The organism is Pseudomonas sp. H1_F01, from assembly GCF_054681425.1.
In genome coordinates this window covers 4,834,790-4,853,329 of record NZ_CP162823.1, presented here as the reverse complement: position 1 = coordinate 4,853,329, position 18,540 = coordinate 4,834,790, and the positions used below count along the sequence as shown (strand labels likewise).

17 protein-coding genes are annotated in these 18,540 nt (G+C 61.7%); 13 read left to right on the top strand and 4 right to left on the bottom strand.

Annotated features, from left to right (window positions below; genetic code table 11):
- The first annotated feature begins 178 nt into the window (after window positions 1–178).
- On the top strand, window positions 179–985 hold the full coding sequence (locus AB4O09_RS21870) for an alpha/beta fold hydrolase (protein WP_003199496.1): 807 nt from the start codon (window positions 179–181) through the stop codon (window positions 983–985).
- Between the two features lie 157 nt (window positions 986–1,142).
- Here the strand turns inward: AB4O09_RS21870 and dsbG are convergent, their stop codons facing one another.
- The 3 genes from dsbG to dsbD are packed head-to-tail and all read right to left on the bottom strand — an operon-like array spanning window position 1,143 to window position 4,482.
- Complete coding sequence (gene dsbG / locus AB4O09_RS21865; RefSeq protein WP_003199498.1) at window positions 1,143–1,910, bottom strand: thiol:disulfide interchange protein DsbG; 768 nt, start codon at window positions 1,908–1,910, stop codon at window positions 1,143–1,145.
- Complete coding sequence (locus tag AB4O09_RS21860) at window positions 1,886–2,755, bottom strand: TlpA disulfide reductase family protein (protein ID WP_003199499.1); 870 nt, start codon at window positions 2,753–2,755, stop codon at window positions 1,886–1,888. The genes dsbG and AB4O09_RS21860 overlap by 25 nt, the downstream gene beginning before the upstream one ends.
- Window positions 2,755–4,482: a protein-disulfide reductase DsbD gene (gene dsbD / locus AB4O09_RS21855; protein WP_003199501.1), complete on the bottom strand. Its 1,728-nt coding sequence runs from the start codon at window positions 4,480–4,482 to the stop codon at window positions 2,755–2,757. The genes AB4O09_RS21860 and dsbD overlap by 1 nt, the downstream gene beginning before the upstream one ends.
- A gap of 175 nt (window positions 4,483–4,657) precedes the next feature.
- Between dsbD and AB4O09_RS21850 the strand changes: the two genes are divergently transcribed.
- From AB4O09_RS21850 to AB4O09_RS21835, 4 genes are all read left to right on the top strand, one after another.
- Window positions 4,658–5,338, top strand: coding sequence for a response regulator (locus AB4O09_RS21850; RefSeq protein WP_013692602.1), 681 nt, complete (start codon window positions 4,658–4,660; stop codon window positions 5,336–5,338).
- The gene (locus tag AB4O09_RS21845) at window positions 5,335–6,666 is read left to right on the top strand and encodes an ATP-binding protein (protein WP_013692603.1); all 1,332 of its coding nucleotides are present in this window, start codon (window positions 5,335–5,337) and stop codon (window positions 6,664–6,666) included. Before AB4O09_RS21850 ends, AB4O09_RS21845 begins: the two co-directional genes overlap by 4 nt.
- A 292-nt stretch (window positions 6,667–6,958) precedes the next feature.
- Window positions 6,959–8,371, top strand: coding sequence for an aspartate aminotransferase family protein (locus AB4O09_RS21840; RefSeq protein ID WP_038857090.1), 1,413 nt, complete (start codon window positions 6,959–6,961; stop codon window positions 8,369–8,371).
- An 84-nt stretch (window positions 8,372–8,455) separates the two neighbouring features.
- A complete protein-coding gene (locus AB4O09_RS21835; protein WP_003199508.1) occupies window positions 8,456–8,683 on the top strand; it encodes an MbtH family protein in 228 nt (75 codons plus the stop codon).
- A 188-nt stretch (window positions 8,684–8,871) separates the two neighbouring features.
- On the opposite strand, the gene ppsR is transcribed toward AB4O09_RS21835, so the two are convergent.
- Entirely contained in the window at window positions 8,872–9,690 is an 819-nt protein-coding gene (gene ppsR / locus AB4O09_RS21830) for a posphoenolpyruvate synthetase regulatory kinase/phosphorylase PpsR (protein WP_003199510.1), read from the bottom strand.
- A gap of 184 nt (window positions 9,691–9,874) precedes the next feature.
- Between ppsR and ppsA the strand changes: the two genes are divergently transcribed.
- From ppsA to AB4O09_RS21790, 8 genes are all read left to right on the top strand, one after another.
- Entirely contained in the window at window positions 9,875–12,250 is a 2,376-nt protein-coding gene (gene ppsA / locus AB4O09_RS21825; protein WP_003199513.1) for a phosphoenolpyruvate synthase, read from the top strand.
- Window positions 12,251–12,408: 158 nt separating this feature from the next.
- Entirely contained in the window at window positions 12,409–13,398 is a 990-nt protein-coding gene (locus AB4O09_RS21820; RefSeq protein ID WP_003199516.1) for an alpha/beta fold hydrolase, read from the top strand.
- A gap of 126 nt (window positions 13,399–13,524) precedes the next feature.
- Window positions 13,525–14,016: a ribonuclease E activity regulator RraA gene (rraA, locus tag AB4O09_RS21815; RefSeq protein ID WP_003199517.1), complete on the top strand. Its 492-nt coding sequence runs from the start codon at window positions 13,525–13,527 to the stop codon at window positions 14,014–14,016.
- Window positions 14,017–14,041: 25 nt separating this feature from the next.
- On the top strand, window positions 14,042–15,037 hold the full coding sequence (locus tag AB4O09_RS21810; RefSeq protein ID WP_038858918.1) for a zinc transporter ZntB: 996 nt from the start codon (window positions 14,042–14,044) through the stop codon (window positions 15,035–15,037).
- Window positions 15,038–15,100: 63 nt separating this feature from the next.
- A complete protein-coding gene (locus AB4O09_RS21805; RefSeq protein ID WP_003199521.1) occupies window positions 15,101–15,346 on the top strand; it encodes a hypothetical protein in 246 nt (81 codons plus the stop codon).
- A 2-nt stretch (window positions 15,347–15,348) separates the two neighbouring features.
- A complete protein-coding gene (locus AB4O09_RS21800; protein ID WP_003199523.1) occupies window positions 15,349–16,173 on the top strand; it encodes a mechanosensitive ion channel family protein in 825 nt (274 codons plus the stop codon).
- A 91-nt stretch (window positions 16,174–16,264) separates the two neighbouring features.
- Window positions 16,265–16,855 carry an RNA polymerase sigma factor SigX gene (gene sigX, locus AB4O09_RS21795; protein WP_003183614.1) on the top strand — a complete coding sequence of 197 codons (591 nt, stop codon included), beginning with the start codon at window positions 16,265–16,267 and terminating at the stop codon, window positions 16,853–16,855.
- A gap of 108 nt (window positions 16,856–16,963) precedes the next feature.
- Window positions 16,964–17,998, top strand: a complete 1,035-nt coding sequence (locus tag AB4O09_RS21790) for an OmpA family protein (protein ID WP_003199525.1) — start codon at window positions 16,964–16,966, stop codon at window positions 17,996–17,998.
- The last annotated feature ends 542 nt before the right edge of the window (window positions 17,999–18,540 follow it).

Genomic DNA, 18,540 nt, shown 5'->3' with positions numbered 1-18,540 from the left:
CTTGCTCCCACAGGGATCAGCTGTGAACAGAGTATTTGTGTTCGAGCATCAACCCTGTGGGAGCAAGGCTTGCCCGCGATGAGGGCAGCATAGGCACTGCCGGCTCAAAGGTTGACTGCTCAGCCTGCACAGCTCAGTCTCCCAAGGCTTTTTCCAGACACAAACAAGGAGGTCACCCATGCCCTTTTCAATCATTGACGGACAACCGCTTCACTACCTGGACCAAGGCCAGGGCCCGGTGGTGCTGCTGGGCAGCAGCTATCTGTGGGACCACACCATGTGGGCGCCGCAGATCGAGGTGTTGTCCCAACATTACCGGGTCATCGCCCTGGACTTGTGGGGGCACGGCCAGTCCGGGCGTTTGCCTGAGGGCATGACCTCCCTGGACGACCTGGCTCGTCAGGCATTGGCATTGATGGATCACCTGGGCATCGACTGTTTCAACCTGCTCGGGCTCTCGGTGGGCGGGATGTGGGGGGCACGGCTGGCGCTGGCGGCGCCTGAGCGCGTGCTGTCGCTGGTATTGATGGACACCTACGTCGGTGTCGAGCCGGAACCGACCCGCCAGTACTACTTCTCGTTGTTCGACAAGATCGAAGCCAGCGGCAGCGTTCCCGAGCCGTTGCTGGACATCATCGTGCCAATCTTCTTCCGGCCGGGGATCGACCCGCAGTCGGCGCTCTATCAGCAGTTTCGCGCCGCGCTGGCCGCGTTGCCGACCGATCGCCTGCGCGACAGTATCGTGCCGCTGGGGCGGATCATTTTCGGTCGGGACGACATCCTGCCGCGCCTGCATGAACTGGATGCCAAGCGCACGGTGGTGATGTGTGGCGACCAGGACAAACCGCGTCCGCCGTCCGAGTCCATGGAGATGGCCGAGTTGATCGGTTGCCCACATATACTGATTCCGGAGGCGGGGCACATCTCCAACCTGGAGAACCCTGAATTCGTGAATCGGACATTGCTGGGGTTATTGCGCAACTGATCCGCCGTCATCGCGAACAGGGATTTTGTGACCGATGCAAAGCCCCTGTGGGAGCGAGCTTGCTCGCGATTGCGGTGTGTCTGTCATATCAATGCTGACTGATCTGCCGCTATCGCGAGCAAGCTCGCTCCCACAAGGGGTCTGCAGTGGAGGCCAGTCACTTGGGCCCGAGAATCTTCGCCAGTTTGTCCGGTGACGGCGCGCCTTGCTGTTGTTGCAGTTCGCCTTTTTCATCCAGATAGAAAATTGCCGGGGTGGCGGACAGTTCCAGTTCGTCCATCAACTGCTGGTTGGCGTCCAGTTTCGCCTGGATGGCCGGCGGTATGTCCTTGAGCGGTTTGAGCGGGCTGCCCTTGCCGGCCTTTTCATGCTCGGCCAGGGCTTTTTCCGGGTCCTTGGCCGCCAGCAAGGCAGCGGATTTACCCGGGCTGTCTTCGCGGATGATGCCCACCATGATGTGACGCAACTGCACCTTGCCGGCCTTGACCCAGGGCCGTGCCTGTTCCCAGAACATGTTGCAGTACGGGCAGTTCGGATCGCTGAACAGGTACACCGTGCGCGGTGCGTCCTTGTTGCCGTCGGCGATCCAGTTGCTGCCCTCCATCTTCGCCCAGATGGCCTTGGCCATCGGTGCATAAACCAGTTTTTGCAGTGGCTCGGCGCTCAGGTCCTTGCCGTCGGCGTCGTACAGGTTGCCCAGCAGGACGTGTTGCCCATCCGGGGTCAGGTACAGCGCCATGCCACGGTTCTGGTATTGCGCCGCGTAACCGCGCAAGCCGTCCGGCGCGTCGAAGGTGCCAACGATTTTTGCGCCCTTGGCTTCGATCTTCTTGATGGCTGCGGGCAATTCTTCGGCCTGGAGCAGCGGGGCCTGCGACAGTGCGGCGGCAACGGCCAGGGTCAGCAGGTGGCGGAGGCGGGGCATGGCGTTTTCCTTGTGGCGGAGTGGGGCGTCGTGGACGAGTCCGGCGTTTCGAAGTTTTCCAGGGCGCGAGCCAGGCTCGCTTCCGACAATTCCCCCAGGTGGCTGCCCAGCAGGCGGCCATCGGCGCTGTAGAACAGGGTCGTCGGCAGGGCCATGGAGCCGACAGCCTGGCCGAGACGACCGCTGCCATCGAACAACACGTTGTCCAGGCTCAGGCCTTGGGTGGCGAGGTAGGTGCTGACGCTTTGCATGCTTTCGGCCTGATTGACGAACAGGAAGGTCAGGTCTGGACGTTGTTGCTGGGCTTCTTCGAGCACCGGCATTTCACGCCGGCAGGGCGGGCACCAGGTGGCCCATAGATTGATCACCAGGGGGCCGCCCTGGTAATCGGTGAGTTTCACGGTCGCGCCGTCGGCGGTGCGCAGGGTGATGTCCGGCAGCCGGGTGCCTTGTTCATAAATCGTCAATGACAGGGTCGCCACCAGCCAGAACAGCAAGCCGCTGCCGACGCCAAAGCCCAATGGCCGGCGCAGGGGCGGACGGCGCCGGGCCCACAACAAGGCGCCAATCAGCAGCGCCACGATGCCCGGCCAGGCCAGGAAGCCACCGTCGCGCAGGTCGACGATCTGCCACGGGTCGTCCCGGTAATGTTGCCAATAGGCGACGACGAAGCCGATCCGTGCGGCCAGCAGGCCCAGTAGAAACAGCACGAACAGCACCGACTCGGGGTTTTCGCCACCGCGCTTGGCCACTCGCCAGCCCACGAAGGTCGCCAGCGCCAGGGCGCTGATGAGCAACAGGTGGTTGAGGGCGATGGCAAAGGTGCCCAAGGTAAACGTCAGCATCAGCGCGCGTCCCGGGTGAGGTTCCAGCGCTCCAGGAACGCCTTGGCGTCGACTTCCCCGGTGATCCGCTGGCTGCGGCGCTCTTCACCGTCGGCGCCGATCCACAGCAGGCTCGGCGGCCCCGGCACTTGGTAACGGCCCAGCAGTTCGCGGCTGGCAGGGCTGTCGGCGGTGACGTCCAGGCGCAGCAGGCGCACACCGCTCAGGGCGTCGAGCACTTCGCTGCGGCCGAAGACCTGTTTTTCCATGATCTTGCAGGACACGCACCAATCGGCGTAGTAGTCCAGCAGCACCCACTGGCCCTGGGCCTTGGCGGCATCCAGTTCCCGTTGCAGGGTGGCGGGCTCGTTGACCGTGACGAACGCATCGTGGGCACTGACGGTCGCGCGGCCTTCGGTGCCGGCGTAGACCTTCAGGGGTTGGAAGAAGTCATCGCCGCCGCCTGCTGCGCCAATCACCAGCAGGCTGCCCCACAGGCCGAACAGCAACGAGGCGCTGCCGCAGACATAGGCGATGCGGCCGAACCCTTCGGTCTGGCGCCAGGCGCTGTAGGCGGCAATCAACATCAGCACGCCCCACAGGCCGACCCACAACGAACCGTCGATGATCGGACGAATCATCAGCAGCGCGGTGCCCAGGAACAGGAAGCCGAACACGCCCTTGAGCAGGTCCATCCAGGCACCGGGCTTGGGCAGGAAGCGGTTGCCCACGGTCACCAACAGCAACAGTGGCAGGCCCATGCCGATGCCCATGGTGAACAGGATCAGCCCGCCGTGCAGCGCATTGCCGCTCTGGGCGATATACAACAGCGCGCCAGCCAGCGGCGCGGTCATGCATGGGCCCACCAACAGGCCGGACAGCGCCCCGAGAATACCGGCGCCTACCAGGCTGCCACCGCGCTGCTGGCGCCCGGCGTTTTCCAGGCGGTCACGCAGGGCGGCCGGCAATTGCAATTCGAAGAAGCCGAACATCGGCAGTGCCAGCAACACGAACACGGCCGCGAAGCTGCCCAGCAGCCACGGTTGTTGCAGCAGCGCCTGAAGGTTGGCCCCCAGCAGCGCGGCGAGCACACCCATGGCGGCGTAAACCAGGGCCATGCTGATCACGTAGCTGCCGGCCAAGGCCAGGCCGCGTCTCGGCCCGGCACCGCTGCCCACCACCAGCCCGGCCAAAATCGGCAGCATCGGCAGCGAACAGGGGGTGAACGCCAGCAGCAGGCCCAGGCCGAAGAACACCAGCAGGCTCCAGCCCAAGGCCCGTTGTTGCAGGCCGCTGGCCAGGGCCTGGTCCGGCGCCTCGCCGCTGGCCGCCACCGGTGCGCTGCCCCCCAGGTCGACCACTTGGGTCTGGGGTGGATAGCACAGGCCGGCGTCGGCGCAGCCTTGGAAGCCGACCTTGATCTTGCCCGTGGCACCGGCCGGAATCTTCAGCTCCAGCGCCTGGCGATAGACCTGCTGGTCGCCGAAAAACTCGTCGCTGTGGGCTTCACCCTCCGGCAGCTTGGGTTTCTGCGCCTCGGCCAGGCCATCGAACTTGAGGCGCTGCTGATACAGGTAGTACCCATCGGCGATCTGCCAGAACAGCTGGGTTTCACCGGAGTCCAGGCGTTCGGAGGTAAACACGAACGCCTTTTCCACCGGCAGGAAATCGGGTTTGGTCTCGAAGGGATTGGCGGCCTGGGCCAGGCCCGAGATCAGGAACAGCCACAGCAAAAACAATCGACGCATGGATAAAGCCTTAGAACGAAGCAAGTGGAAAACACAATGGCGGCTGGCGATTAACCGTCGATTAACCCGACGACGGCCGGCAGGCGCCAATGATCGCCCATGTTGGCCGTACTCGTCGCATAATGTCGGCTTAATCGGCCGGCGGCCTAATGTACCTTTTTCTACGGGGCTTACCATGCGCGTACTGGTCTGCGAAGACGATGAGTTGATTGCCAGCGGGATCGTTGCCGGCCTTACGGCGCAGGGCCTGACCGTCGAGCACGTCGCCACTGCATCGGCGGCGCGGGCGATGGTCGGCGTGGCGGAATTCGATGTCATGGTGCTGGACTTGGGATTGCCCGACGAGGACGGTCTCAAACTGCTCAGGCAGTTGCGTCAGCAGGGGCTGGAGACGCCGGTGCTGATCCTCACCGCCCGGGACTCGGTGACCGACCGGGTCGACGGCTTGCAGGCCGGCGCCGATGACTACCTGCTCAAACCCTTCGACCTGCGCGAACTTGCGGCGCGCCTGCACACGTTGCTGCGGCGCGTGGCGGGGCGCAGCGTCAACCTGATCGAACACGGTCGCCTGACCTATGACCCCAGCAGTCGGGAAACCACCCTGGACGGCCAACCGGTGGATCTGTCCCGGCGCGAGCAATCGCTGTTGCAGGCACTGTTGCACAGTCGCGGCCGGGTGCTGTCCACTGAACAGCTCAAGGACAGCGTCTACGGGTTCAACGACGAACTGGAAAGCAACGCCCTCAACGTCCATATCCATCACCTGCGGCGCAAGTTGGGTAACGGGATTGTCGAGACCGTGCGTGGCCTGGGCTATCGCCTGGGGCCGGCCGAAGGTGGAGAGTCTTCCAAGTGATGAGCCTGCGACTGCGCCTGAGCCTGACCCTCGGCGCGGCCTTTGCCCTGATCTGGGCCCTGGCCGCGGCGTGGATGCTCAGTGACCTGCGCAACCAGATGATGTTTTCCCTCGACCAGCGCCTGGTGGCTTCGGCGCGGATGGTCGCCGGGTTGCTGGAACAGATGCCACCGTTGCCGAGCAAGGGCGACGGCACGCATTTGAGCTCCGAGCAATTGAGCATTCCAGGCGGCATGGCCTGTCAGGTCAGTTCCTTGCGCGGCGAAATTCTCGCCCGCAGCCACGGCACTCCGGAACAAACCCTGGAAGCCGAGAAAATGGGCTTCCACGACCAGATGATCGACGGCGCGCCCTGGCGCAGCTTCACCCTGGCCCGGGGCGATTTGCGCATCACCACCGCCGACCGCCAGATCGAACGCGAAGCCCTGAACATGTCGATACTGTTGGCCGCCTCGGTGCCGGTGGGCGTGGCGCTGCTCGGTTGCCTGTGCCTGTTGTGGCTGGGCATCGGCCAGGGCCTGGCACCGCTCAATCGCATTCGCGATGCGCTGATGCGGCGTAGCGCCGATTCCCTGGAGCCCTTGCAGATCCATCCACTGCCCAGCGAATTGCGACCGCTGCTGGAGACCCAGAACCAGTTGTTCCAGCGCATCGGCAAGACCATCGAGCGTGAGCGCCGGCTGACCGGCGACGCCGCCCACGAGCTGCGCAGCCCGCTGACCGCGATCAAGACGCACCTGCAAGTGGCGCGCATGACCGAAGGCGCCGCCCGCGACCAGTCCCTGGCTCGGGCCGAGGAGGGCGCCGACCGCATGCACCGCACACTCGAACAGTTGCTGTTGCTGGCGCGGGTCGAAGGCAGCCTGTCGTTCGACGATGGCGTGCAATGCAACGCCGAGCAGGTCGCCCGACTGGCGATCCAGGATGCCGTCAGCAGTGATTCGCGGCGGATCAGGCTGCACGTATCCCCAGGGTTGTCCGATGCACCGGTGCAGATGCCGGCGGTGCTCTCCATCGCCGCCTTGCGCAACCTGCTGGATAACGCCCTGCGCCATACCCCGGACGATACCGATGTGGAGTTGAGCCTGGAGATGGTCGGCCAGCGCGTGCGCTTCCAGGTCCGCGACCACGGCCCCGGCATCGCCGCCGACGACATCCAGCACCTGACCCAGCGCTTCTGGCGCAATGGCCAGAGCACCGGCTGCGGACTGGGGCTGGCGATCGTCCAGGCCATCGTCCAGCGTTGCGGCTGCGGCCTGCATTTCGACACGCGCCCGGATGGGTTGCGGGTCGAGTTGACGGTGCCGGTGCAGGTGTTACCGGCCTGATTCACTCCAACAATGGCCTGTGCAACGGCTCTGTGGGAGCAAAGCTTGCTCGCGATGGCATCACCTTGGCCGACATTCAGACCGAGGTGCCTGCATCGCGAGCAAGCTTTGCTCCCACAGGCTTCATGAACAAGCCACTGATCGCGTCGACCCGCAAAGTTCTGCCCGAGAGTAAATCCCTGCGTTGCTGATGCGTTTCCACAACAGGAAACCTGCATGTGCGCTCCGACCGGAGATGCACCTGTGCGGTGTGTCGTTGGGTCATTACTTCAGTGTATTGCGGGGTCGAGGGATGTCAGTCGCCAACAGTCTTATCGAAGCACAGCCGGCCCGGGTCAGCCCTGCGCCGGTCGAGACGCTCTACCAGTTCAATGAGTCGCCGCTGCTGGCCCGCCAGAATCGGCAGGAGTCCAACGCCCGCAGCTACCCAAGGCGGATTCCCCTGGCCCTCAAGCGTGCCAAGGGGCTGTATGTCGAGGACGTCGAGGGTCGCACCTTCATCGACTGCCTGGCCGGCGCCGGCACCTTGGCGCTGGGGCATAACCATCCGGTGGTGATCGAAGCGATCCAGCAGGTGCTGGCCGATGAGCTGCCCTTGCATACCCTGGACCTGACCACGCCGGTCAAGGACCGTTTTGTCCAGGACCTGTTCGGCTTGTTGCCGGCAGAGCTGGCCGCCGAGGCGAAGATCCAGTTCTGCGGCCCCACCGGCACCGACGCGGTGGAAGCCGCCCTCAAGCTGGTACGCACCGCCACCGGCCGCAGCACCGTGCTGTCGTTCCAGGGCGGTTATCACGGCATGAGCCAAGGGGCGTTGAGCCTGATGGGCAGCCTGGGGCCGAAGAAACCCTTGGGCGCCTTGCTCAGCAGCGGCGTGCAGTTCATGCCCTATCCCTACGATTACCGCTGCCCGTTCGGACTGGGTGGTGTCGAAGGCGTGAAGGCCAATCTGCATTACCTGGAAAACCTGCTGAATGACCCCGAGGCCGGCGTGCAATTGCCGGCAGCCGTCATCGTCGAAGTGGTGCAGGGCGAGGGCGGGGTGATTCCCGCTGATCTGGACTGGCTACGCGGTTTGCGGCGGATCACCGAGCAGGCGGGGGTGGCGTTGATCGTCGACGAAATCCAGAGCGGCTTTGGCCGTACCGGCAAGATGTTTGCGTTCGAGCACGCCGGGATCATCCCGGACGTGGTCGTGCTGTCCAAGGCCATCGGTGGCAGCCTGCCCCTGGCGGTGGTGGTTTATCGCGATTGGCTCGACACCTGGCTGCCGGGCGCTCACGCCGGGACCTTCCGTGGCAATCAGATGGCCATGGCCGCCGGTTCCGCAGTGATGCGCTATCTGCAGGAGCACGACCTGCCGGCCCACGCCGCGGCCATGGGTGTACGCTTGAGCGAGCACCTGCGCATCCTGCAGCGAGACTTCCCGCAACTGGGCGATATCCGCGGTCGCGGGTTGATGCTCGGCGTCGAACTGGTGGATCCGGCGGGTAAGCCTGACGCCCTGGGCCATCCGCCGGTACATGCACGGCTGGCGCCACAGCTGCAACGTGAATGCCTCAAGCGCGGGCTGATCCTGGAACTGGGTGGCCGGCAAGGCGGCGTGGTGCGGTTCCTGCCACCGCTGATCATCACAAAGGCGGAAATCGACCGGGTTGCCGAGATTTTCGGGCGAGCCCTGCAGGCGGCGGTCGTCGAGGCCTAATTTTCACCCCGGCCCGTACGTTCCTTTCATATCCTGGCTGCGCAGATGCCGCCGCGAACCTCGAGCAAAGATGGAGAGACACCCATGACTTCAGTATTCGACCGCGAGGACATCGTCTTTCAGGTCGTGGTCAACCACGAAGAACAGTATTCGATCTGGCCAGACTACAAGGTCGTCCCAGAAGGCTGGCGCACCGTCGGCAAAAGCGGGTTCAAGAAGGAATGCCTGGCCTACATCGAAGAAGTCTGGACCGACATGCGCCCGCTGAGCCTGCGCAAGAAGATGGAAGAGCAGGCGGCTGTGGCTCATTGAGGTAGAACCTGTGGGAGCAAGCTTCCACAGGAGGAAAGCAGGGGGAATACAAATCCTGAAGTCATACCAGAACCAATGTGGGAGCGAGCTTGCTCGCGATTGGGGAGTGTCAGGCAACATTCATGCGGCTGACACACCGCAATCGCGAGCAAGCTCGCTCCCACAGGTTTTTGCTTCAGGCCTCTACCTCACTTGAACCGCCGCTCCACCCCTTTCTCCACCAGGATCTTCGCCGAAATCTCTTCCACGGAAAAATGCGTGGAATTGATGTGCGGAATATTCTCCCGCCGGAACAGGTTTTCCACCTCGCGCACTTCGAACTCGCACTGGGCATAGCTCGAATAGCGGCTGTTGGGCTTGCGCTCGTTGCGGATCGCGGTAAGGCGGTCCGGGTCGATGGTCAGGCCGAACAGCTTGTGCTGGTGGGCGCGCAGGGCGCTGGGCAGTTGCAGGCGCTCCATGTCGTCTTCGGTCAGCGGGTAGTTGGCCGCACGGATGCCGAACTGCATCGCCATGTACAGACACGTCGGCGTCTTACCACAGCGCGACACCCCCACCAGGATCAGGTCGGCCTTGTCGTAATAATGCGTGCGCGCGCCGTCATCGTTGTCCAGCGCGAAGTTGACCGCCTCGATCCGCTCCATGTAGTTGGAGTTGTGGCCAATGGAGTGGGATTTGCCGACCGAGTAGGAGGAATGCTCGCTCAGTTCCTGCTCCAGGGGTGCCAGGAACGTGGAAAAAATGTCGATCATGAAACCATTGGACGTTGCGAGAATCTCACGGATGTCCTGATTGACGATGGTATCGAAGATAATCGGGCGGAAACCGTCGGTTTCGGCGGCTTTATTGATTTGCTGTACCATGGCCCGCGCCTTGTCGACGCTGTCGATGTACGGCCGTATGAATTTGGCGAAGGTAATGTTTTCGAACTGTGCCAACAGGCTTTGGCCTAGCGTTTCGGCCGTAATGCCGGTGCCGTCGGAGATAAAGAAAGCAGATCGTTTCATTTGCGCCTTGGGCCTTAAGCTAGTGAGCTAGTGACGATTCTTGGATATGATAGGCGCGATTTGCTGGCCGCCAGTGGTCCGCATTCTCACTTATTTTCCAGGTCCAGGCCATATCGCCGGTCATCGCTCCCCTGGAGCCACCGGTGCCTTGAGCTTTTCCAACACAGTTAGTGGAGAGATCACCTTGGTAGAGTACGTAGTTTCCCTCGATAAGCTCGGCGTCCATGATGTGGAGCATGTGGGGGGCAAGAACGCATCCCTGGGCGAGATGATCAGCAACCTCGCCGGTGCCGGCGTATCGGTGCCAGGTGGCTTCGCCACGACCGCCCAGGCTTATCGTGATTTCCTGGAACTGAGCGGCCTGAACAAGCAGATCCACGATGCGCTCGATGCCCTGGACGTCGATGACGTCAATGCCCTGGCCAAGACTGGTGCCCAGATCCGCCAATGGATCATGGAAGCCGAGTTCCCCGAGAAACTGAACGCCGAGATCCGCACCGCTTTCGCCAAGCTGTCCGAAGGTAATCCCGACATCGCCGTCGCCGTGCGTTCCTCGGCCACCGCCGAAGACCTGCCGGACGCCTCCTTCGCCGGCCAGCAGGAAACCTTCCTGAACATTCGTGGCGTGGAAAACGTCATCCGCGCCGCCAAGGAAGTCTTTGCCTCCCTTTTCAACGACCGTGCCATTTCCTACCGCGTGCACCAGGGCTTCGACCACAAGCTGGTTGCCCTGTCCGCCGGTGTGCAGCGTATGGTCCGCTCCGAAACCGGCACCGCCGGCGTGATGTTCACCCTCGACACCGAGTCGGGCTTCCGTGACGTGGTGTTCATCACCGGCGCCTACGGCCTGGGTGAAACCGTCGTGCAGGGCGCGGTGAACCCGGATGAGTTCTACGTCCACAAAGGCACGCTGCAAGCCGGTCGCCCGGCCATCCTGCGCCGCAACCTGGGCAGCAAGGCCATCAAGATGATCTACGGCGACGAAGCCAAGGCCGGTCGTTCGGTGAAGACCGTCGACGTGGACAAGGCCGAGCGCGCGCGTTTCTGCCTGAGTGACGCCGAAGTCAGCGAACTGGCCAAGCAGGCGATGATCATCGAACAGCACTACAAGTGCCCGATGGACATCGAATGGGCCAAGGACGGTGACGACGGCAAGCTGTACATCGTGCAAGCCCGCCCGGAAACCGTGAAGAGCCGCACCCAGGCCAACGTCATGGAGCGCTACCTGCTCAAGGAAACCGGCACCGTGCTGGTGGAAGGCCGCGCCATCGGCCAGCGCATCGGCGCCGGCAAGGTGCGGATCATCAAGGACGTCTCGGAGATGGACAAGGTCCAGGCCGGTGACGTACTGGTCTCCGACATGACCGACCCGGACTGGGAACCGGTGATGAAGCGCGCCAGCGCCATCGTCACCAACCGTGGCGGGCGTACCTGCCACGCGGCGATCATCGCCCGTGAACTGGGGATCCCAGCAGTGGTCGGTTGCGGCAACGCCACCGAACTGCTCAAGGATGGCCAGGGTGTGACCGTGTCCTGCGCCGAAGGCGATACCGGCTACATCTTCGAAGGCGAACTGGGCTTCGACATCAAGAAGAACTCCGTGGACGCCATGCCGGACCTGCCGTTCAAGATCATGATGAACGTCGGCAACCCGGACCGCGCCTTCGACTTCGCGCAGCTGCCGAACGCTGGCGTGGGCCTGGCCCGCCTGGAGTTCATCATCAATCGCATGATCGGCGTGCACCCCAAGGCGCTGCTGAACTACGACGGCCTGCCGCAGGAAATCAAGGACAGCGTCGACAAGCGCATTGCCGGTTACAACGATCCGGTCGGTTTCTACGTCGAGAAGCTGGTGGAAGGCATCAGCACCCTGGCCGCAGCGTTCTGGCCGAAAAAGGTCATCGTGCGCCTGTCGGACTTCAAGTCCAACGAATACGCCAACCTGATCGGCGGCAAGCTTTACGAGCCGGAAGAAGAAAACCCGATGCTGGGCTTCCGTGGCGCTTCGCGCTACATCAGCGAAGCGTTCCGTGACTGCTTCGAACTCGAGTGCCGCGCCCTCAAGCGCGTGCGCAACGAGATGGGCCTGACCAACGTCGAGATCATGGTGCCGTTCGTCCGGACCCTGGGCGAAGCGAGCCAGGTCGTCGACCTGCTGGCGGAAAACGGCCTGGCCCGTGGCGAAAACGGCCTGCGCGTGATCATGATGTGCGAGCTGCCGTCCAACGCGATCCTGGCTGAAGAATTCCTCGAGTTCTTCGACGGCTTCTCCATCGGTTCCAACGACCTGACCCAGCTGACCCTGGGCCTGGACCGCGACTCCGGGATCATCGCGCACCTGTTCGACGAGCGGAATCCGGCGGTCAAGAAGCTGCTGGCCAACGCCATCGCCGCCTGCAACAAGGCTGGCAAGTACATCGGCATCTGCGGCCAGGGCCCTTCGGACCACCCGGACCTGGCCAAGTGGCTGATGGAGCAGGGCATCGAAAGCGTTTCGTTGAACCCGGACTCCGTGTTGGAAACCTGGTTCTTCCTGGCTGAGGGTCAGGCGGCGGTCTGATCGAGTGAAGGGGCCTCACCGGTAATGTAAGCCGGGTAACCTTTGTGGGAGCGAGCTTGCTCGCGATAGCGGAGTGTCAGCCAAGATTGTTTTGCTGATCCACCGCCATCGCGAGCAAGCTCGCTCCCACAGTCGTCTTTTTTTTGTGCAAGAAGATCATGCAAAGCAGCAGCAACCTCTTTCCTGTCGCCCTGATCAGCGCCGAGCGGCGCGGTGATCTGAGCGAAGATGTCTATCGCTTGAAACCCGGCAACAGCCCGGACGCCAGCGTCGAACTGGCCGTCACCCGGCTGGGCATGGCCGACGCCTGCGAAACCCGTGGGGTCCCGGTGATCCTGTTGCACGGCAGTTTTTCCAATCGGCGTTTCTGGTATTCCCCCAAGGGCCTGGGCCTGGGCGCGTACCTGGCACGCCTGGGGTTCGATGTCTGGATTCCCGAGATGCGCGGCCATGGGTTGTCCCAGCGCAACCAGGGCTATCGCAACAATCGCGTGGCCGACTACGCCCGCTACGACTTGCCGGCCATTGGCGCCTTCGTGCGTGAGCAGAGTGGGCAAGTGCCCCACTGGATCGGTCACTCCCTGGGTGGCATCACCCTGGCGGCCGCCTTGGGCGGCCATTACCTGGGCGAGCCGGCGGTGGCTTCGGCGGCGTTCTTTGGTACCCAGGTCAGCCGTACCTACTGGCCGTTGAAGATTCCGCCAGTGGAGTGGAGCGGTCGCTTCATCCTCAAGCGTTTTGCTCAATTGTCCGGTTCAAGGCTCAAGCGCGGCCCCGAGGACGAGCCCATCGGCCTGGCCCTGGAAAGCATGCGCTGGTACGGCCTGTTCGGACGTTTCGGCGATGCCGAGAAGAACTGGTGGGCCGGGTTGGCCGATGTCCAGTTGCCGGTGTTGGCGGTGAGTGCCACAGGCGATCACCAGGACCCGACCTGGGCGTGCCGCAAGCTCTTCGATCAGATTGGTTCCGAGCACAAGCAGTTTGTCTGCCTGGGCCGGGGACAGGGTTTCACCGAAGACTTCGGTCACGTCGAGATGCTGGTCAGCAAGGCTGCGCATCTTGAAGTCTGGCCGCTGGTGGCGCGTTGGCTCAAGGATCAGCAGGCCCCTTTGCTGGCCGAACAGCCCCAGTTGGCCGAGGCGGTTTGAGGCGAAGGCTCTGACAAGGGCATTTCGCTCTGGTCGGCTTGCGGCTAAGATATGACGCTTCAAGCGGTTCCAGTCACAAACGGTTGCTCATTCAGTCCGACGTTCCAGCCTTTCAGGAGTTGTTCGATGAACCATTACCTCACGCCCGACCTGTGCGACGCCTACCCGGAACTGGTACAGGTGTTGGAGCCGATGTTCAGCAATTTCGGCGGCCGCGATTCCTTCGGCGGCGAAATCGTGACCATCAAGTGCTTCGAGGACAACTCGCGGGTCAAGGAGCAGGTTGAACTCAAGGGCAACGGCAAGGTGCTGGTGGTCGATGGCGGCGGTTCCCTGCGTCGGGCGCTGCTGGGGGACATGCTGGCGGAAAAAGCCGCGAAAAACGGCTGGGAAGGGCTGGTGGTCTACGGTTGCATCCGCGACGTCGACATCATCGCCCAGACGGACCTCGGGGTTCAGGCCCTGGCCAGTCACCCGATGAAGACCGACCGGCGTGGCGTCGGCGAGCTCAATGTGCCGGTGACCTTTGCCGGCGTGACGTTTCGCCCGGGCGAGTATGTCTATGCGGACAATAACGGCGTAATCGTCTCGCCAAGCCCGCTGAAAATGCCTGAATGAAGCAGTACAGCCATAAGGGATGAGGATGTTCGAGGAAGAAAACGCGCAATGGGGGCTGGTGCATGCCCTGGTGCTGGACGGTAAAGGCGGCGCGCGTTCCATAGCCCGGACCGAACTCGACGATTTGCAGTTGCAGGCCCATGAAAGCCTGTGGCTGCACTGGGATCGCAGTCATCCGCAAACCCACACCTGGCTGCGCAAATCCAGCGGCCTGAGCGAATTCAACTGCGACTTGCTGCTCGAAGAGAACACCCGGCCGCGCTTGTTGCCGTTGCCCAACGCCGAACTGCTGCTGTTCCTGCGGGGGATCAACCTCAACCCGGGTGCCGAGCCTGAAGACATGGTGTCGGTACGGATCTTTGTGTCTGCCCAGCGGGTGATCTCCCTGCGCCTGCGTCCGTTGCGCGCCACCGATGAGCTGCTGGCGCAGCTGGCCGAGGGCAAGGGTCCGAAAACGGCGTCCGAACTCATCCTCTACATGGCGCAATACCTCACCAATAAGGTGCAGGACCTGGTCACCTGCCTCTCCGAAATCGTCGATACCGAGGAAGAAAAACTCGATACCGACGAACGGTATACCCCTGAGCACGACGCCATTTTGCACATCCGTCGAAGGGCTGCCGGGCTCAAGCGATTCCTGGCGCCACAGCGGGACATCTTCGGCCAGATGACGCGGCTCAAACTGCCATGGTTTTGCGACGATGACGGCGACTACTGGAACGAATTGAACAACAGCCTGACCCGTTACCTCGAGGAGCTGGAATTGACCCGAGAGCGCGTGGGGCTTGTGCTGGAGGCCGAAGACCGGCGCCTTTCGGTGCGCATGAACCGCACCATGTACCGCTTCGGTATCGTCACCGGGATTTTCCTGCCGATGAGTTTTCTCACCGGCCTTCTGGGTATCAATGTCGGCGGCATTCCGTTTTCCGCAAGCCCCTACGGTTTCATGGTCGCCTGCCTGCTGATGATCTGCGTGGCGCTGGGGCAGTGGTGGTTGTTCCGTCGTTTGCGCTGGGTGTGATGGGGTTTCATGTGACCCGACGAAATTTGATCGCGTCTTCCACAGACATCACGAGAGGTGCGTATGCACGATCCGTTTGAACAGTCTTTGCGCGACATGCTCAAGGCTTCGCCGTCCAGCCGGGACGACGATGCATGCCTGGGACGTGTACTGAAAACCGCCAACCGCCAGGTCGGCGCAGGTGATCTGTTCAGCCTGCTGGGCCGCTGGTTGCCCGCGCTGATGATCGCCCTGAATAACGGATCGGCCCATCTCTCGCCGGTTTCCCGCCGTAAACCTGTTACTCGCACCGCTGATAAGGCTGATTGAATATGGAACTTGATCTCTGGACCCAGAGCCTCGTCACGGCGATGACTGCGTTGTGGACCAAAGTAGCTAACTTCATCCCCAACCTCTTCGGCGCCCTGGTGGTACTGCTGTTGGGCTTTGTCGTGGCCAAGCTGCTGGACACGCTGCTGTCCAAGCTGCTTGCCAAGCTGGGCCTCGATCGCCTGATGGGCGGCACCGGCCTGACCAAGTTGCTGTCCCGTGGCGGCATCCAGGTACCGATCTCGACCCTGGTCGGCAAGATCGTGTATTGGTTCGTATTGCTGATTTTCCTGGTTTCGGCAGCAGAATCCCTTGGCCTTGAGCGAGTTTCGGCTACGCTCGATATGCTCGCATTGTATTTGCCGAAGGTTTTTGGTGCTGCGCTGGTGTTGCTGGTCGGCGTTCTGCTGGCGCAACTGGCCAATGGGCTGGTGCGCGGCGCGGCCGAGGGCGTTGGGCTGGACTACGCCGCTGGCGTAGGGCGAATTGCTCAGGGCCTGGTGATCATCATCAGTATTTCGGTGGCGATCAGCCAGTTGGAGGTCAAGACTGACCTGCTCAACCACGTGATCGTGATCGTTTTGATTACCGTTGGTCTGGCGGTTGCGCTGGCAATGGGATTGGGGAGTCGTGAAATCGCCGGTCAGATCCTGGCGGGAATCTATGTGCGTGAATTGTATGAGGTTGGGCAACAAGTGCGTGTTGGCGAGGTCGAAGGCCAGATCGAAGAGATTGGCACGGTGAAGACCACATTGCTGACCGAGGAGGGCGAGCTGGTGTCGCTTTCCAATCGGATCCTGCTGGAACAGCATGTGAGTAGCCGCTAACCCGGCAAACCCTGCTAATGTATGCCGCCGCAAAATGCCTGCTATCGCAGGCTGCGGCGCACATTGACCTAGACTGTCGGCCCGACTTGTTTTGAACAAACCCCAATCGCTATCTACGCGCTACGACCCCCGTGATCTCTCCGATGAGGAGTTGGTCGCGCGCGCGCATACCGAGCTGTTTCACGTAACGCGCGCCTATGAAGAATTGATGCGCCGCTACCAGAGAACATTATTTAACGTTTGTGCACGATATCTTGGGAACGATCGCGATGCTGACGATGTCTGTCAGGAGGTGATGTTGAAGGTGCTGTATGGGTTGAAGAACTTCGAGGGGAAATCGAAGTTCAAGACCTGGCTCTACAGCATCACCTACAACGAATGCATCACGCAGTATCGCAAGGAACGGCGAAAGCGTCGCTTGATGGACGCTTTGAGCCTGGATCCTCTGGAGGAAGCGTCGGAAGATAAGGCGCCCAAGCCCGAGGAGAAGGGGGGACTCGATCGCTGGCTGGTCTATGTGAACCCGATCGATCGGGAAATTCTGGTGCTACGATTTGTCGCAGAGCTGGAATTCCAGGAGATCGCAGACATAATGCATATGGGTTTGAGCGCGACAAAAATGCGTTACAAGCGCGCTCTTGACAAATTGCGTGAGAAATTTGCAGGCATTGCTGAAACTTAAGTTCGGCGCAAATATCTCTTACGTGTAGGCAAGTTCTGTTAGACTTGCCGCCGAGTTGTCCCCCGGTTTGCGGGACTGCTTCACAATCACCAGATGGGGATTTAACGGATGAAACTGAAAAACACCTTGGGCTTTGCCATTGGTTCTTTGATTGCTGCCACTTCGTTCGGCGCTCTGGCACAAGGCCAAGGCGCAGTTGAAATCGAAGGCTTCGCCAAGAAAGAACAATTCGACAGCGCTCGTAACTTCAAGAACAACGGCAACCTGTTCGGCGGTTCGGTTGGTTACTTCCTGACCGACGACGTTGAACTGCGTCTGGCCTACGACGAAGTGCACAACGCCCGTACTGACGACGGCACCAACGTCAAAGGCGCCAACACCGCTCTGGACGCTCTGTACCACTTCAACAACCCAGGCGACATGCTGCGTCCATACGTTTCGGCCGGTTTCTCCGACCAGAGCATCGACCAGAATGGCAGCAACGGCCGTAACCGTTCCACCTTCGCCAACGTTGGCGGCGGCGCCAAGCTGTACTTCACCGAGAACTTCTACGCCCGTGCCGGCGTTGAAGCTCAGTACAACATCGACCAGGGCGACACCGAGTGGGCTCCAAGCGTCGGTATCGGTGTGAACTTCGGTGGCGGCTCCAAGCCTGCTGCTGCTCCAGTTCCAGCTCCGGCTGAAGTCTGCTCCGACAGCGACAACGATGGCGTGTGCGACAACGTCGACAAGTGCCCTGACACCCCAGCCAACGTAACCGTTGACGCTGATGGCTGCCCAGCTGTTGCTGAAGTCGTACGTGTTGAGCTGGACGTGAAGTTCGACTTCGACAAGTCGGTTGTCAAGCCTAACAGCTACGGCGACATCAAGAACCTGGCTGACTTCATGAAGCAGTACCCATCCACCAGCACCACTGTTGAAGGTCACACTGACTCCGTCGGTCCTGACGCTTACAACCAGAAACTGTCTGAGCGTCGTGCAAACGCCGTTAAGCAAGTTCTGACCAACCAGTACGGTGTTGAATCGTCCCGCGTTCAGTCTGTTGGCTACGGCGAATCCCGCCCAGTTGCTGACAACGCCACTGAAGCTGGTCGTGCAGTTAACCGTCGCGTAGAAGCGCAGGTTGAAGCCCAAGCTAAGTAATTAGCCCACAGCTTTGGAAGAGCCCGGCCTAGGCCGGGCTTTTCTTTGCCTGGGATTTATGAAAATCAGCGGGGAAATAGTTTACGGTGGCGGTTTGATTGGGTGCATATCCATTGCTGCGCGATGGCGGTCTGACGGCATGATCGGGTACATATCCATTGCTGCGGTAACGGCTACTTAGGGTTCCGCCCTTACGGCGGCTCACTTTTTTTCAGACGCCAAAAAAAGTAAGCAAAAAAGGCTTGCCCCACCACTCGGTGCCTCGCTTAGGCTCGGCATGCCCTCACTCCGGCATTGCTCCGTGGGCCCGCCGCGAAGGGCCATCCATGGCCCAGCGCGGCTAACCCGGCATCCATGCCGGGTTGCCCACTGCGCAATGCCTGCGTTCGGCCAGCGTGGTTAACGGGGCGTCCCAGATCAAAATCAAAAGCGAGGCGGCCTAACAGCCGGTCTGGTTCTCCCGGTCGTACGCCCATCCGATCTGTGGGAGCAAAGCTTGCTCGCGAGGCGGCCTAACAGCCGGCCTGGCTCTCCCGGTCGAA

Coding starts and splice junctions, on each gene's coding strand:
- AB4O09_RS21805 (WP_003199521.1), top strand. CDS start 15,101: ATGCACGATCCGTTTGAACAGTCTTTGCGCGACATGCTCAAGGCTTCG.
- AB4O09_RS21835 (WP_003199508.1), top strand. CDS start 8,456: ATGACTTCAGTATTCGACCGCGAGGACATCGTCTTTCAGGTCGTGGTC.
- dsbD (WP_003199501.1), bottom strand. CDS start 4,482: ATGCGTCGATTGTTTTTGCTGTGGCTGTTCCTGATCTCGGGCCTGGCC.
- AB4O09_RS21870 (WP_003199496.1), top strand. CDS start 179: ATGCCCTTTTCAATCATTGACGGACAACCGCTTCACTACCTGGACCAA.
- AB4O09_RS21800 (WP_003199523.1), top strand. CDS start 15,349: ATGGAACTTGATCTCTGGACCCAGAGCCTCGTCACGGCGATGACTGCG.
- AB4O09_RS21840 (WP_038857090.1), top strand. CDS start 6,959: ATGTCAGTCGCCAACAGTCTTATCGAAGCACAGCCGGCCCGGGTCAGC.
- AB4O09_RS21850 (WP_013692602.1), top strand. CDS start 4,658: ATGCGCGTACTGGTCTGCGAAGACGATGAGTTGATTGCCAGCGGGATC.
- ppsR (WP_003199510.1), bottom strand. CDS start 9,690: ATGAAACGATCTGCTTTCTTTATCTCCGACGGCACCGGCATTACGGCC.
- AB4O09_RS21790 (WP_003199525.1), top strand. CDS start 16,964: ATGAAACTGAAAAACACCTTGGGCTTTGCCATTGGTTCTTTGATTGCT.
- rraA (WP_003199517.1), top strand. CDS start 13,525: ATGAACCATTACCTCACGCCCGACCTGTGCGACGCCTACCCGGAACTG.
- AB4O09_RS21820 (WP_003199516.1), top strand. CDS start 12,409: ATGCAAAGCAGCAGCAACCTCTTTCCTGTCGCCCTGATCAGCGCCGAG.
- AB4O09_RS21810 (WP_038858918.1), top strand. CDS start 14,042: ATGTTCGAGGAAGAAAACGCGCAATGGGGGCTGGTGCATGCCCTGGTG.
- AB4O09_RS21860 (WP_003199499.1), bottom strand. CDS start 2,755: ATGCTGACGTTTACCTTGGGCACCTTTGCCATCGCCCTCAACCACCTG.
- dsbG (WP_003199498.1), bottom strand. CDS start 1,910: ATGCCCCGCCTCCGCCACCTGCTGACCCTGGCCGTTGCCGCCGCACTG.